The organism is Escherichia sp. UTM R2, assembly GCF_048593455.1.
Classification (GTDB): domain Bacteria; phylum Pseudomonadota; class Gammaproteobacteria; order Enterobacterales; family Enterobacteriaceae; genus Escherichia; species Escherichia coli.
In genome coordinates, this window is the sequence record NZ_JBFWDY010000002.1 from 2820323 (window position 1) to 2835441 (window position 15119).

The 15119-nt window shown below is 49.3% G+C and carries 12 protein-coding genes and 2 pseudogenes; 4 read left to right on the top strand and 10 right to left on the bottom strand.

What is annotated here, in order from left to right; translation table 11 throughout:
* Positions 1 to 4 precede the first annotated feature (4 nt).
* Positions 5 to 2113 (bottom strand): bifunctional 23S rRNA (guanine(2069)-N(7))-methyltransferase RlmK/23S rRNA (guanine(2445)-N(2))-methyltransferase RlmL, encoded by a 2109-nt coding sequence (gene rlmKL, locus AB4H76_RS14560; RefSeq protein WP_001086517.1) that lies wholly within the window; start codon positions 2111 to 2113, stop codon positions 5 to 7.
* Between the two features lie 243 nt (positions 2114 to 2356).
* On the opposite strand from rlmKL, the gene ycbX reads away from it, so the two are divergent.
* Entirely contained in the window at positions 2357 to 3466 is a 1110-nt protein-coding gene (gene ycbX, locus AB4H76_RS14565; RefSeq protein ID WP_000224273.1) for a 6-N-hydroxylaminopurine resistance protein YcbX, read from the top strand.
* Here ycbX and zapC read toward each other — a convergent pair.
* The 9 genes and pseudogenes from zapC to AB4H76_RS14610 all read right to left on the bottom strand — a co-directional run bounded on the left by zapC (position 3463) and on the right by AB4H76_RS14610 (position 12088).
* Positions 3463 to 4005 (bottom strand): cell division protein ZapC, encoded by a 543-nt coding sequence (gene zapC, locus AB4H76_RS14570; protein WP_001295353.1) that lies wholly within the window; start codon positions 4003 to 4005, stop codon positions 3463 to 3465. The two genes, ycbX and zapC, sit on opposite strands and share 4 nt — an antisense overlap.
* A gap of 173 nt (positions 4006 to 4178) precedes the next feature.
* Positions 4179 to 5189 (bottom strand): quinone-dependent dihydroorotate dehydrogenase, encoded by a 1011-nt coding sequence (gene pyrD, locus AB4H76_RS14575; RefSeq protein WP_001295352.1) that lies wholly within the window; start codon positions 5187 to 5189, stop codon positions 4179 to 4181.
* A 110-nt stretch (positions 5190 to 5299) separates the two neighbouring features.
* A pseudogene (locus AB4H76_RS14580) lies at positions 5300 to 6036 on the bottom strand (fimbrial chaperone).
* Positions 6002 to 6517 (bottom strand): fimbrial protein, encoded by a 516-nt coding sequence (locus tag AB4H76_RS14585; RefSeq protein WP_000919497.1) that lies wholly within the window; start codon positions 6515 to 6517, stop codon positions 6002 to 6004. The pseudogene AB4H76_RS14580 and the gene AB4H76_RS14585 overlap by 35 nt, the downstream one beginning before the upstream one ends.
* Positions 6518 to 6524: 7 nt before the next feature.
* Entirely contained in the window at positions 6525 to 7067 is a 543-nt protein-coding gene (locus AB4H76_RS14590; protein ID WP_000730614.1) for a fimbrial protein, read from the bottom strand.
* An 11-nt stretch (positions 7068 to 7078) separates the two neighbouring features.
* Positions 7079 to 8149: a fimbrial protein gene (locus AB4H76_RS14595; protein ID WP_001165668.1), complete on the bottom strand. Its 1071-nt coding sequence runs from the start codon at positions 8147 to 8149 to the stop codon at positions 7079 to 7081.
* Positions 8140 to 10740, bottom strand: coding sequence for a fimbrial biogenesis usher protein (locus AB4H76_RS14600; RefSeq protein WP_000286333.1), 2601 nt, complete (start codon positions 10738 to 10740; stop codon positions 8140 to 8142). The genes AB4H76_RS14595 and AB4H76_RS14600 overlap by 10 nt, the downstream gene beginning before the upstream one ends.
* Before the next feature lie 24 nt (positions 10741 to 10764).
* A complete protein-coding gene (locus AB4H76_RS14605; RefSeq protein WP_016242023.1) occupies positions 10765 to 11466 on the bottom strand; it encodes a molecular chaperone in 702 nt (233 codons plus the stop codon).
* 82 nt (positions 11467 to 11548) lie between these two features.
* Positions 11549 to 12088, bottom strand: coding sequence for a fimbrial protein (locus AB4H76_RS14610; RefSeq protein ID WP_000750304.1), 540 nt, complete (start codon positions 12086 to 12088; stop codon positions 11549 to 11551).
* A 355-nt stretch (positions 12089 to 12443) separates the two neighbouring features.
* Between AB4H76_RS14610 and ssuE the strand changes: the two genes are divergently transcribed.
* From ssuE to ssuD, 3 genes and pseudogenes are all read left to right on the top strand, one after another.
* Positions 12444 to 13019, top strand: coding sequence for an NADPH-dependent FMN reductase (gene ssuE / locus AB4H76_RS14615; RefSeq protein ID WP_001263933.1), 576 nt, complete (start codon positions 12444 to 12446; stop codon positions 13017 to 13019).
* Positions 13012 to 13970, top strand: a pseudogene (ssuA, locus tag AB4H76_RS14620) (aliphatic sulfonate ABC transporter substrate-binding protein SsuA). The gene ssuE and the pseudogene ssuA overlap by 8 nt, the downstream one beginning before the upstream one ends.
* Positions 13967 to 15112, top strand: a complete 1146-nt coding sequence (gene ssuD / locus AB4H76_RS14625; RefSeq protein WP_088537982.1) for an FMNH2-dependent alkanesulfonate monooxygenase — start codon at positions 13967 to 13969, stop codon at positions 15110 to 15112. The pseudogene ssuA and the gene ssuD overlap by 4 nt, the downstream one beginning before the upstream one ends.
* Positions 15113 to 15119: the final 7 nt, after the last annotated feature.

The following is a 15119-nucleotide window of genomic DNA, read 5'->3' on the forward strand; positions in this document are numbered from 1 at the left end:
TCCTTTAGGCTGCGGTAATCAGCCAGCAGTTGTGGATCTGGCGGTTACGGGCGAAATCCTGGGAGAGCGTTTTTTGCGTAATTTCTTGTGCTTTCAGTCCCAGTTTTGCCAGGCCGTCGAGATCCATACGGAAGCCACGTTTATTGTTCGAGAACATGATCGTCCCACCTGCACGCAGCAGACGTTTCAAATCTTTCATCAGCGCCAGATGATCGCGCTGAACATCAAACGCATCTTCCATTCGTTTTGAGTTAGAGAAGGTTGGCGGATCGATAAAGATCAGATCGAACTGTTCATTTGCCTCACGCAGCCACGCCAGGCAATCGGCCTGAATCAGGCGATGCGCACGCCCGGTCAGGCCATTCAAACGCAGGTTGCGTTCTGCCCACTCCAGATAAGTACGCGACATATCCACGGTGGTGGTGCTGCGTGCACCGCCTAATCCCGCATGCACGGTGGCGCTGCCGGTATAAGAGAACAGGTTGAGGAAATCTTTGCCTTTGCTCATCTGACCGAGCATACGACGGGCGATACGGTGATCGAGAAACAGACCGGTATCGAGGTAATCCGTCAGGTTCACCAACAAGTGAGCGTTATATTCGGTAACTTCAAGAAACTCGCCCTTCTCGCCCAGTTTCTGGTACTGATTTTTGCCCTTCTGGCGTTCACGGGTTTTCAGCACCAGTTTGTTTGGCGCAATCCCCAGTACCGAAATGGTTGCAGCGATAATATCGAACAGACGCTGACGCGCTTTGTGAGCATCAATAGTTTTTGGCGGCGCATACTCCTGCACCACCACCCAGTCGGCATAACGGTCAACGGCAACGTTATATTCCGGTAGATCGGCGTCATACAGGCGGTAACATTCAATTCCTTCCTGGCGAGCCCACTTCTCGAATTTTTTGAGGTTCTTACGCAGGCGGTTGGCGTAGTCTTCCGCTACCATCGCCGGTTTGCTGTCTGGAGTGCTTTCGGCAACGTGGTAATTTTTCTGTACGCAGTCCAGCGGGCCGTTTTTCGCCTTGTACTGTTTGTCTGCACGCAGCTGCAAGCAGCTTAGCAGATCCGGCGAGGCACTAAACAAAGAGAGATTCCAGCCACCAAACTGGTTTTTCATGATCCGACCCAGCAGGCTATGCAGCGCAATCAGCGCCGGTTCGCTGTCCAGACGTTCCCCGTATGGCGGGTTGCTCAACACTGTGCCGTACGGCCCTTTCGGCAGCGGATTGGTCAGTTGCGCGACATCTTTCACCTCAAAGGTGATCAGTTCACCAATCCCCGCAAGACGGGCGTTAGTGCGTGCACGTTGAATCACCCGTGCGTCGCTGTCCGAACCGTAAAAATGAGAGCTATACTCAGCCAGGCCTTTACGGGCGCGAGTTTGCGCTTCCGCTTTCACTTCCTGCCAGATAGCTTCATCATGCTGCGCCCAGCCGCTAAAGCCCCAACGCCCACGGTGCAAGCCTGGTGCGCGATCGGTCGCCAGCATCGCCGCTTCAATCAGCAACGTACCGGAACCACACATCGGATCGAGCAGCGGTGTTCCTGGCTGCCAGCCGGATCGCATCACAATAGCGGCTGCCAGGGTTTCTTTGATCGGCGCAATACCAGCACGATCGCGATAGCCACGCAGATGTAAACCATCACCACTCAGATCAAGAGCGATACTGGCGGTTTCTTTATGCAGCCAGACGTTAACGCGGATATCCGGCGCATCGCGATCAACATTTGGACGCGGCAGATTTTTCCGCGTGAAAGCATCGACGATCGCGTCTTTCACTTTCATCGCGCCGTACTGACTGTTGCGGATGGTGTCATTCAAACCACTGAAGTGGACAGCGAAGGTCGCGCCAGGATTAAACATCTCTGTCCAGTTGATCGCCTGAACACCGAGATAGAGGTCTAAATCGCTGTAAACCTTACACTCGCCCAGCGGCAACATAATACGCGAGGCCAGGCGGCTCCACATCAGGCTCTGGTAAACAAGCCGTGTGTCGCCCTTGAAATGGACCCCACCCTGAACCACCTGGCATTCAACGGCCCCCAGGTTTTCCAGTTCAGTTTTTAACAGCTCTTCCAGCCCACGGGCCGTACTGGCAAACAGAGAATTCATATCGTCACTTTTACTCTAAGAGCCTACCGCAGTAGGCGTAATTGTTGCAGTCAGTCTGGACATGGACAGCGCGGAGAAACCGGAGCGTACACAAGTACGTGAGGATTTCGAGCACAACCCAGGGCCAAACTGACAAATAAAATAGCCTAATGGGACAGGCGCTAAGAAAATTGTTGCGCATTATAGCTAATAAGCGCGTCATGTCATAAAGTTGAGGGCTTATTTTCATTTGAGGACCGCACCGTGGCGACATTAACCCGGCTTTTTATTCATCCTGTTAAATCGATGCGCGGCATTGGTCTTACACATGCTCTGGCTGATGTCAGTGGTCTGGCCTTCGATCGCATCTTTATGATCACGGAACCTGACGGTACGTTTATTACCGCTCGCCAGTTTCCCCAGATGGTACGGTTTACTCCTTCACCTGTGCATGATGGCTTGCATCTCACCGCACCAGATGGCAGTAGCGCATATGTTCGTTTTGCTGATTTCGCCACACAAGACGCACCAACCGAAGTTTGGGGCACACATTTTACCGCGCGAATTGCGCCAGACGCGATCAACAAATGGCTAAGTGGATTTTTCTCCCGCGAAGTGCAATTACGCTGGGTGGGGCCACAAATGACCCGGCGCGTGAAACGCCACAACACTGTACCCCTGTCATTTGCTGATGGCTATCCTTACCTTCTTGCTAACGAAGCCTCGTTACGTGATCTCCAACAACGTTGTCCGGCCAGTGTAAAAATGGAGCAATTCCGCCCCAATCTGGTGGTTTCCGGCGCGTCAGCCTGGGAAGAAGATAGCTGGAAAGTGATTCGCATTGGTGATGTGGTGTTTGATGTGGTTAAACCTTGTAGCCGCTGTATTTTCACCACCGTCAGCCCAGAAAAAGGGCAAAAACATCCGGCAGGCGAACCATTAAAAACATTGCAATCTTTCCGCACTGCCCAGGATAACGGCGATGTCGATTTTGGTCAGAATTTAATTGCCCGTAATAGCGGCGTGATTCGCGTTGGCGATGAGGTGGAAATTCTGGCAACGGCTCCGGCAAAAATTTACGGCGCAGCTGCCGCTGATGATACCGCCAACATCACGCAACAACCGGACGCAAATGTAGATATTGACTGGCAGGGACAGGCATTTCGTGGAAATAACCAACAGGTGTTGCTGGAGCAATTAGAAAATCAGGGAATTCGTATCCCTTATTCTTGCCGCGCGGGCATTTGTGGAAGTTGCCGTGTTCAGCTTTTAGAAGGCGAAGTCACGCCGCTGAAAAAATCAGCAATGGGCGATGATGGCACCATTCTTTGCTGTAGCTGTGTACCGAAGACTGCACTTAAGTTGGCGCGTTAGACAGCCTGTTCGAGGCTGAAGCTGTCAACATTAACCTGCGGTTTCAGCCTGTCGTTCATGATTTTAATGGCGTCGCCCAACTGCATCGCGCGACCCGCAATAACAACGCAGGGTTGTGCCAGCAGGCATAGTGCGGCATTTTCGCCAGATTCAACGACCAGCAAATTGACCTGCTCGTGAGTATCGCTCAACCAAACGCAGGCCGCATCGCCCGGCATGGGCACCCACATTTCACCATGGGAAACAAAATGCCAGCTTTTCGGCATTTGCGGTTTGAGATAGCGAATTGCTACCAGTGCATTCAGCACCAGTTCGGCTTTTTGTTCTTTAGATAAATTAAAATCGCGGCACTTTTCTTCAAAAGAGAAATAGAGCGCGGCGTCGTCAACGCAAAAGCCTGCGGGAGAAAAGGCATCTGGAGTCAACATCTTGCGCGCAAAACGTGAGCGAAATAGCATACCATTGGCTAAATCGAGCATCATTCGATCGTGCTCTTCATCGTAATACCAACGCCAGTTATCGTCTGGTTTAATTCGCATCTGCCTCTCCCCTACCCTATAAAACCGCAGCAACACAATCCATTGTCGCTTCGCTTAATAACCTCAACAATAAAAGTACAAAATGTCTAAATAAGCAACAGCGATGAATATAAAACAACCAGGGCTGAAAATAAAGCCCTGATTATCTTATAAAGAGGAATTCGAAGAAATAATTAGATATGGGTAACGATTTCTTTAATCAGCGGCGGACCTTTAAAAATAAAACCAGAATAAATTTGCACCAGTGAGGCACCCGCAGCAATCTTTTCACGCGCAGCGATAACCGAGTCGATGCCGCCAACACCGATGATCGGTAAGCGACCGTTTAATTCCAGTGACAAGCGGCGAATAATTTCGGTGCTTTTTAACTGAAGCGGACGACCACTTAAGCCACCGGTTTGATCGCAATTTTTCATTCCCTGAACAAGAGAACGATCGAGTGTGGTATTGGTTGCAATAACGCCATCAATATTATGGCGAACTAAACTATCGGCAACCTGGATCAATTCTTCTTCAGAAAGATCCGGCGCGATCTTCACTGCGATCGGCACATATTTATGGTGCATCGCTTGCAAATCATTTTGCTTATTTTTAATCGCGGTTAAGAGATCATCCAGCGCTTCACCATATTGCAGCGTGCGTAATCCTGGGGTATTCGGCGATGAAATATTGATGGCGATATATCCCGCATAGGCATAGATTTTTTCCATACAAATCAGATAGTCATCTTTGCCCTGCTCCACTGGCGTATCTTTATTTTTGCCGATGTTAATACCCAGGACGCCGTCATAATGGGCCTTTTTTACGTTCTCTACGAGGTTATCAACGCCAAGATTATTAAAGCCCATACGGTTGATCAAACCTTCGGCATCTACCAGACGAAAGAGACGCGGCTTGTCATTACCTGGCTGTGGACGTGGCGTGACGGTACCGATCTCGATCGATCCAAATCCCATCGCGCCTAACGCGTCAATGCACTCCCCGTCTTTATCAAGACCGGCTGCCAGACCAAGCGGATTTTTAAACGTCAGGCCCATGCAGTTAACAGGTTTCGCAGGCACTTTCTGCCGCACCAGTGCTTCAAACGGCGTTCCTGTAATACGGCGTAATTGCTGAAAAGTAAACTCATGAGCGCGCTCTGGATCGAGCTGGAAAAGGGCTTTACGAACGAAGGGGTAGTACATGAACTCTCCTGGATTCCCGGTGTGCAAACCGGGGGCGTATTATGTGCGAGTTCGGACCAAAAGGGAATTGACCTGCGGCAAAAAAAACGCAAACGTTTTCCGAACCTGTTTCAGGGCAGATTTTGCTCCTTCTTTGCACTCAACCCGCCGTAATCATTTATCGCCCGCCAGGCGACATGACACGGTGCGATTGCCTGACACCAGCTTGTCTGACGCTGGCTTTTAGGCGGCACAACTCCCACATTACTTAACGCTTTACCATTTACACTCACCTGAATCAGGTTAATGTAATAAGGCGTTGGGTTAGTGAGTTGTACACCCTGCGAATTCCGTGTCCAGCGTAATTGTTGATAAGCTTCCAGCGGGTCGCCCGGCAAACCTTCGGGTCGCCAGAACAGTTTAAATACCGAGCGCATCGCCACTTTTACGCTCTGATTTTCAACTTTGCCGGATGGCACGCTGGCAATGCTTAACTCAAATAGCGTTTCGCGATCCACAGGCAAGATGTCGCTTTCCGTTCTCAGCAAGCGCAACGTGCCTGTCGTACCGGGCTTCAGGAGAATAAGTGGCGGAGCGGCCAGTAATGGTGCTGGCACTGTCGACGCTTCCCCCCGGCCCAACGCGTTGGGCGGTTGATTTTACTGTTAATAAGCCAGGATTCCTGACTGGTATTAGTCAGTAAAATAGATATCGATTCTCTGTCTGCCGGAAAGATAAATCGCGTTCCGCCGACCACCACTCCTGCCTGCAATTCACCCGCCACCAGCAGCGATAAAACGGCGAAAATCAAGAGCGCCAATCTGTTCCACGTATTAGTCATAATGAAGTACAAATGTCGCGCTGGCATTCACTTTACCCGACTGCACATCGCTATTGACAGGTCGCAATTGCGCATAAAAAGTTAATGGCACCTTACCGCTATGTAGGCTGTAGTCTTTACTCGCCTGGTTAAGCGGAATCAATATCTTCGCATCATCCAGAATCGCAATTGCCAGCCCGCTGGCTGCATCCGTACCACTTTCAATGGACAACATTTCGCTCTGCACTCCGTCGGGGGTTCCTGAAAAGGTGACGTCAACCGTGCTGACATCTGTTCCGCAATCCTGCAAATTAATGATGAAAGATTTCTCCGGGCCATAATTCCCATGAGAAAAACGTGTCAGCGAGACATCGCCTAACTGCACATTGATTTGCTTGCTATCCTGTGCCAGCACGCATGTATTACGGCGAAACGATCCGCTAATGTTGACCGTGCCATCATGGGCAAATAGCTCACAGCCCCACGTTAATCCCAATAAGAACAGAATCCAGATTATCCGTTTCAACATCACTCCTTCACTGGTAAACCAGATCAAAATAGAGAACCGCCGTCGCATTACCGCCCGTTGCTCCCGCCTTTGTGGACTTATAACGAAGTTGATATTTGAGTGTGTTATCCCCGGCTTTTAAGGGCGTAAGAGGCTGGACCTGATTGAGCGGGATTTCTTGCTGACTTTGCGCATCAAGAATTTGCACGGCAATCCCCGTTGCCATACCACCGCTTCCGCCTGTGTCAGTTAGTTTGAGCAGTGTCGGCGCAAGGGTGTCAGCCTCGCCGCTAAAAAGGACGTCCGCGCCAGTAATACCAGCGGCACAACCGGTGATATCGATATTCAAATCAGCAGCAGTGCTTACGGTATTCGCGGCCTGAAAATCACTGATATTAAAATCACCAATATGAATATTTTGTAATGCACTTTTGGTGGCGACATCACAGCCCTGATCGACCACATTCCCATAAATATGCATACTAACTTGTTCAGGCCCAGCCATCCCGACATGGATGTTAAGAATGCTAAAGAACAAGATAACGCACTGAAATATCGTTTTTTTCTTCATACGTTCACGCGTTAATCAAAATTTATTCTCACCGTTGCCGTAGCTTCAAATCGCCCGGTTTCTGGTGGTACACCTGTCGTGCTGACTGGATAGACATTCATTCGCGCGATACTGTCTGCATCATCAGGAATAGAGAGCGGTAATGTTCCACCAGCAGGGGAAATAATGTTGTTCTGGCTATCGGTCACCACCACGCCCACGCCAGGACGTGACGTCTTAATCGCCTGGGGATAGCTGGGGTCTGTGGTTGCCGTCAGACTCAGGTTGACATTAACTAATCCCGCGTTTCCCGTGTTACACCTGACTGGAATTGCAAGTTCTGCCGTTCTGGCCCCAAGAGGTTTATGCCCTACAACACGGAAATTGGCAGCGAAGACATCACCTAAATCAACTTCAATTGTCTCTCCGGCATTGACGGAACATGAGCCAAGTGAATTGATCGTACCAGACAGGTAATACACTAAAACCGGTGTACCTGTAGTCGTGCAGGAATCACCTGCGGGTATGTTGTAGCATTCATATAATCGCGCCAGCGCCATAGGAGGAATGACGACCGAGCCAACGAACGGCTGCAATATTTTCAGGGAAAAGCTACCGCTATTACCGCTTGCCCCCTGCCCACCTAAACGTTGACCGCCAGGGTCGCAAATATGCCATCGGGTATCCCCCCCTGTGCCCACGTTTTCGAAAGGAACCGCAGTAGGAGAACTGCCTTTAACCTGCAATAAAACTTTGGCGGCAAGATAGTCATTAATTTTGTACCAGTTGTCGCCTAAATAGACTAACGGTGAATCCGCGGCGAATGCCCATCGGCCACTTCTGACATTGTCTTTATCGCAATCACAGGAAACATAATAATCATTCGATTCGTTCCACTGATAAAATTTGTCTTTAACTACCCCTGCCGTATTTGCTTCTTCCTCCAGGGTTTTAACGCCAAAATTGACGCCAATATACGGATTCCCCTGAGTAGTATGACACTGCCCGCTATAAGCAGCGGTTTGAGCGCACCATAGCATTAAGACGGCGGCAAAAAATAGTCGTAGTAATGACACGCATTTTTCTCCAAAGATTATCTGCATATGGCATCCATTCGCGTAATCGCAGAGTTAATTTGTTGTTCGGTAAGCTCGTAATTGATATGACAAATTTGATCGGGAGCTTCGCCCCAGCGCACGCTTATTGTTCCCTTCGCCGGTAAACCCGCCATATAGAGCGAGCCATCATCATCAATTATTCCGCTATTAGCCTGTACGCCGTCCAGCGTCGCTATCGCGCCAAAACGCAGCGGTATACCCTGCTTTGATGTTTTCATTAATACCCTTGCACCCGCATGGGCATTGAACTCCGCCAGAACCAACGCCCCTTTGGTGGGAACCACGTTGACTACTGCATTTTCAAGATCCACGTTACGTTTTAACGACGCCGCATCAAGTGCGATTCGATTTTCCCGATAAGAAGTGGCATAAGGAACAACGGTATATCCGCGCCAGTCAGTTTTCAGCCCGGTGCTGTTCGCCACACGAGTATTCTCTGCGCCTGGTGCTGCAATCAGAACGTTAGTTTCCCCCAGCGATTGCCCCAGGGTAATGCCCTGTGAATGGGCAACTAAACTGCCTGAAAGAGCGTAGTTCAGTTGTTGTTGACTGCCGTTATCGCTGTAGTTGTAGCCCACTCGGGCATCTGCAAACGCCCCTTTGTAGTCCATGCTGGCGCTACCATTAGCCGTTTTCCCCTCGCTGTTATATCCCTGTTGCACGCTGTAGCTCAGGTTACCGTCATCGAGTAGTGTCTCCGTTAAACCCAGGTTTTGTGTAATGTGCCCTTCGTTATCGATACTGGTGTTAGAGGTCATCCAGGCGTAATTTTTTTTCCTGGTATAGCTATCATTACTTCTGGGGAGCAACAGATTGAGCGGCAGGGAAAAATTTAGTGCAAACACCTGATCAGCATCAGGTTGACCACGGGACTTACTGTAGTTCCAGGAAACCCCCAGCGAGAGATCTTTAATTTGCGTGTTGTAGCCAAACTGTAATAGCCGATCCTGTTGATCGGTATGCCAGTAAGTTTGCTGGCTACCACTTAAATAAAACGAACCGTACTCGCCTAATTGCTGGGAGATATTGACCTGCAGTTTGCCACGTTTGGTGTAAAACAAATTGTAATAACGCGACCACATCGGCGTATCTTCATCATCACCGTCATTAAATTCGTAGCCATCCATATGTTTATACATGGTGTCGGAAAGGGTGTAGAAACCCGACGTCGAATAGCGATAGCCCATCAATTGAAAATTAGTGCCCAATTGGTTGAGCGTTTTGGCATACAGAAAACGATATGACTGACCTTTATGTTCGCTTTGGTCTGCCAGCGTACTCTTCGCCTGGGTCGCATCGAACGAAATTGCTCCGAAATCGCCAAGGTTAAATCCCAGACCAAACATGGCGGCACGGTAATATTCAGCATATTGTCCACCACCATACCATGTCGTTCCCCACGGTCCGCCCCACTGCAACGTGGCCTGGGCAAATTTGCTCTCCTGCTGTTCATTACTATTGGTTCTGTATTTCGCCAGTGTCACCGCGTATTTGATTCGCCCCTGACGCTGGAGTAATGGCACGCTGGAAAACGGTACGCTGTAGCTATTGACGCTGCCGTCCGCTTCTTTGATTTCAACTAACAAATCACCGCTCGACGACGTGGAATAGAGATCACTAATTTCAAAAGCACCAGGCGATACATAAGTTTGGTAAATGGTGTAACCATTTTGCTTAATCGTTATCTGGGCATTGCTTTTGGCGATACCACGCACCACAGGCGCAAACCCTTTCAGGCTGTCTGGCAGCATGTTGTCATCTGACGCCAGCTGCACACCACGAAAGCTGACACTATCGAAAAAATCGCCTGCAGTATAATCATCACCTACGGTCAGTTCGCCTTTTAGTGGAATAACCGCCCGCTGCAAATAGCTGCTGAGATTCTTCCATTCTGCGGTTTGGCCACTACTGCGACTCCATGTTGAATTGTTGCGCAATCTCCATGGGCCTAAATTAACGCCACTGTTTAAATTCAGAAAATAACTGTCGCCAGAATCACTGTCTGCGCTGCTATGAATACTGTTAGCCCCGCTAAATGAATATCCCAGTAATAGCGCGTTGATCCCTTCATCCCAACGTTCAGGGGGGACATAACCACGAGCGTTACTTTTTATAGCAATTTGCGGTACTGAAATTTCCAGACGGAGTTTATTCACATTAAAAGTTACGCTGGCATCCGGAATAATCTCCGCCAATAGCGCACACGCTTGTTTGTCCAGTTGTTTAAAAGCCGGAAACGCATCAGTATTCACACCCATTGCATCCAGGCTTTCAGTCGTCAAACAGGCGGCAATCCCCTTCTCTGGCGTTAACTCAACAAAATTGACGTTGCGCGTATCTACAATTGTCTGATTCAGAACAATATCGACACGATAAACCCCTGGCGTTATTTTTTGTCCTTTTTCGAAACGAGACAAATCGGCCACCATTGAGGGATCATCTTTGAAAAAGGCAGGATCGAACCAGGTTTCAGCTTGTGCATTGAACGCTGCCGACACAAACACCACCAGCCCACCAATAAACGATGGCACTCCACCAGAGCTTAACAGGCTGTGTTGTCGGTGAGTTCTATACATCTCGCTCTCTTAACTGAAGACGAATTACGATTTACAGTTGAGTTGCGGCGTTTCCGCCCCGTAGTCATTGATGGTTCGATACGTTACGCTGCTATTTTTGGCACCCTTTGGCAGAGAGAATTGGTATTTATCAAAGGGGGAAATCATTTGATTTTTAACTACCTTTCCACCTATTTTCAGGTCTGTCAGGGTAATGAAATAAGGTGTTGGGTTACTGACCGTAACCATGTCAGCTGACGAAGTGCAACGCAGTTTCGCCGGAGCCTCGGCTAAGGGATACGCTAAACCTTTTGGTCGCCAGAAAAGTTTGATGACGCTTTGTGTGGCAATCTTCAGGGTATTTCCCTCTTCCCGCTTCGTTGTTGAAGGGACTGCCCGTACGCTAGTGAAGAAAAGGGTTTCTCTGTCTTTCGCCAACGGCGCTCCAATGTACATAATGCGTAACAGATTCTCATTTGCCGGATTCAGCACAAATAGCGGTGGTGTAATAATAAAGTCTGCTGATTTTTTATTATCTGGGGTCATCACCCATGACTGAATAAGATAAGGAACATCCGGACTGGTGTTACGTACACCCAGTGAAATTTGCTCTTCACCTTCTGAATAAACAAGACGTGTTGCTGCAAGTCCAATCCCGCCTTTACCTGCCGCCCATGCGGATGAGCAGCTGAGTAATATTGCCGTTAAACTTACGGTCACAATTCCCTTTGTTATGCAAGTTTTCATAAATAGTCACTCTTAAAAAATATGAATATCCCCTCCAGAACACTGGAGGGGTACTAATTAATAAAACAATTAATGAGTTCTATTAATAATAGTTAATATGGAAATTTGTTACCGCATTCACATTACCTGAAGTCGCTTTCCCCGTAGCGATATAATCAACTTTAAAAGTCAACGTCTGATCTCCATCCTGCAACAAAATGTTCCCGGTTTCTGTGTCTGGCGTGATGGCCGTTGTACCATCATTCATATACATTTGCAGGGCCACGTTTGTAGCAGCATCAGATGAGGCCTGGTTAGCAAACGCTGTAATCTGAGTAGTATCCGCAGTGCCATTAAAGGTGAACGTTGCATTTTTTGTTACGGTAGTATCACAATCTTTTAATTCAATTGGCACATCAGTTTGCACGCCAGAAACCTGACCATTGGTTTGCAACTTCGTGGCACTAACATCTGGCAAAGTCACCACGGAATCTTTCGTCGCAGCTACCAGGGTACAAGCTGGAGCAATAACTTTACCATTAAATGTTACTGAGCCATCCGTGATAGCATTATCATCAGCAGCCATAACGCTGGACGTTACACATACCACAGTTATAAACGCCGTCAATACACTTTTTTTCATCGTTATCATCCTGATCTCTTCGTAAATATGATAATGCCTTTAAATGACATTAGACTTAATAATAACAATAATTGTCCGCCATTTAAATCAAGCATACTAAATCCAATAAGTGACAAATCTTTAATTTATAGATTTCATGAATATTTAAATATTAACTGAACGAGTAATTCATTGATTCAACATCTAATGACTATCCAACAAATAAATATGCGTGATATATAAAGCCCTTTCTTTAGTTTATTTTCAGAAAAAGATACACAAAATTTATATTTGGCATTTTCTTGTCTCTCCGACAGACTGACCGAATTGTTATCAATGTTAACAAAAAAAGAACAATTGGTTATAAGGAGAGAGTATGCGTGTCATCACCCTGGCGGGTAGTCCTCGCTTTCCTTCTCGCTCCAGCTCCTTGCTGGAATATGCGCGGGAAAAACTAAATGGCCTGGATGTAGAGGTTTATCACTGGAATCTGCAAAACTTCGCCCCGGAAGATCTGCTTTATGCTCGTTTCGATAGTCCGGCACTCAAGACCTTCACCGAACAGCTGCAACAGGCTGATGGACTGATAGTCGCTACACCTGTGTATAAAGCCGCCTATTCCGGCGCGCTGAAAACCCTGCTCGACCTGCTGCCAGAGCGCGCTTTGCAAGGCAAAGTGGTGCTACCGCTGGCGACGGGCGGTACCGTGGCCCATCTGCTGGCGGTCGATTATGCCCTTAAACCAGTTTTAAGCGCACTGAAAGCTCAGGAGATCCTGCACGGCGTGTTTGCCGATGACTCACAAGTAATTGATTACCATCACAGACCCCAGTTCACGCCAAATCTGCAAACCCGTCTTGATACCGCGCTAGAAACTTTCTGGCAGGCATTGCACCGCCGCGATGTTCAGGTTCCTGACCTTCTGTCTCTGCGAGGTAATGCCCATGCGTAACATCATTAAACTGGCGCTGGCGGGATTGCTTAGCGTCTCTACTTTTGCGGTTGCTGCAGAATCCTCGCCTGAAGCGTTACGTATAGGCTATCAGAAAGGCAGTATTGGTATGGTGCTGGCAAAAAGCCACCAGTTACTGGAAAACGCTATCCGGAATCAAAAATCTCCTGGGTGGAGTTCCCCGCGGGTCCGCAAATGTTGGAAGCGTTAAACGTTGGCAGTATTGATCTCGGCAGTACCGGGGATATTCCGCCAATCTTTGCCCAGGCTGCCGGGGCTGATTTGGTGTACGTGGGCGTCGAGCCACCGAAGCCCAAAGCCGAAGTGATTCTGGTGGCAGAAAACAGCCCGATCAAAACCGTAGCCGATCTTAAAGGTCACAAAGTTGCCTTTCAGAAAGGTTCCAGTTCACACAACCTTTTACTGCGTGCACTGCGTCAGGCCGGACTTAAGTTTACCGATATCCAACCCACTTACCTGACGCCCGCTGATGCCCGCGCCGCGTTCCAGCAAGGTAACGTTGACGCCTGGGCTATCTGGGATCCCTACTACTCTGCTGCATTATTACAGGGCGGCGTGCGGGTGCTGAAAGACGGCACCGATCTCAATCAAACTGGATCGTTTTATCTGGCAGCTCGTCCCTATGCAGAAAAAAACGGCGCTTTTATTCAGGGCGTACTGGCAACCTTTAGTGAGGCCGATGCGTTAACCCGCAGCCAGCGCGAGCAAAGCATCGCTTTACTGGCAAAAACGATGGGCTTACCGGCACCGGTGATTGCCTCTTACTTAGATCATCGCCCTCCTACCACCATCAAACCGGTTAACGCCGAGGTTGCCGCCTTACAGCAACAAACGGCAGATCTGTTTTATGAAAATCGTCTGGTGCCGAAAAAAGTCGATATTCGCCAGCGCATCTGGCAGCCCACTCAACTGGAAGGAAAACAATTATGAGTCTGAATATGTTCTGGTTTTTACCGACCCACGGTGACGGGCATTATCTGGGAACGGAAGAAGGTTCACGCCCGGTTGATCACGGTTATCTGCAACAAATTGCGCAAGCGGCGGATCGTCTTGGCTATACCGGTGTGCTAATTCCAACGGGGCGCTCCTGCGAAGATGCGTGGCTGGTTGCCGCATCGATGATCCCGGTGACGCAGCGGCTGAAGTTTCTTGTCGCCCTGCGTCCCAGCGTAACCTCACCTACCGTTGCCGCCCGCCAGGCCGCCACGCTTGACCGTCTCTCAAATGGACGTGCGTTGTTTAACCTGGTCACAGGCAGCGATCCACAAGAGCTGGCAGGCGACGGAGTGTTCCTTGATCATAGCGAGCGCTACGAAGCCTCGGCGGAATTTACCCAGGTCTGGCGGCGTTTATTGCAGGGAGAAACCGTCGATTTCAACGGTAAACATATTCATGTGCGCGGAGCAAAACTGCTCTTCCCGGCGATTCAACAGCCGTATCCGCCACTTTACTTTGGCGGATCGTCAGATGTCGCCCAGGAGCTGGCGGCAGAACAGGTTGATCTCTACCTCACCTGGGGCGAACCGCCGGAACTGGTTAAAGAGAAAATCGAACAAGTGCGGGCGAAAGCTGCCGCGCATGGACGCAAAATTCGTTTCGGTATTCGTCTGCATGTGATTGTTCGTGAAACTAACGACGAAGCGTGGCAGGCCGCCGAGCGGTTAATCTCGCATCTTGATGATGAAACTATCGCCAAAGCACAGGCCGCATTCGCCCGGACGGATTCCGTAGGGCAACAGCGAATGGCGGCGTTACATAACGGCAAGCGCGACAATCTGGAGATCAGCCCCAATTTATGGGCGGGCGTTGGCTTAGTGCGCGGCGGTGCCGGGACGGCGCTGGTGGGCGATGGTCCTACGGTCGCTGCGCGAATCAACGAATATGCCGCGCTTGGCATCGACAGTTTTGTGCTTTCGGGCTATCCGCATCTGGAAGAAGCGTATCGGGTTGGCGAGTTGCTGTTCCCGCTTCTGGATGTCGCCATCCCGGAAATTCCCCAGCCGCAGCCGCTGAATCCGCAAGGCGAAGCGGTGGCGAATGATTTTATCCCCCATAAAGTCGCGCAAAGCTAAGGAAGAA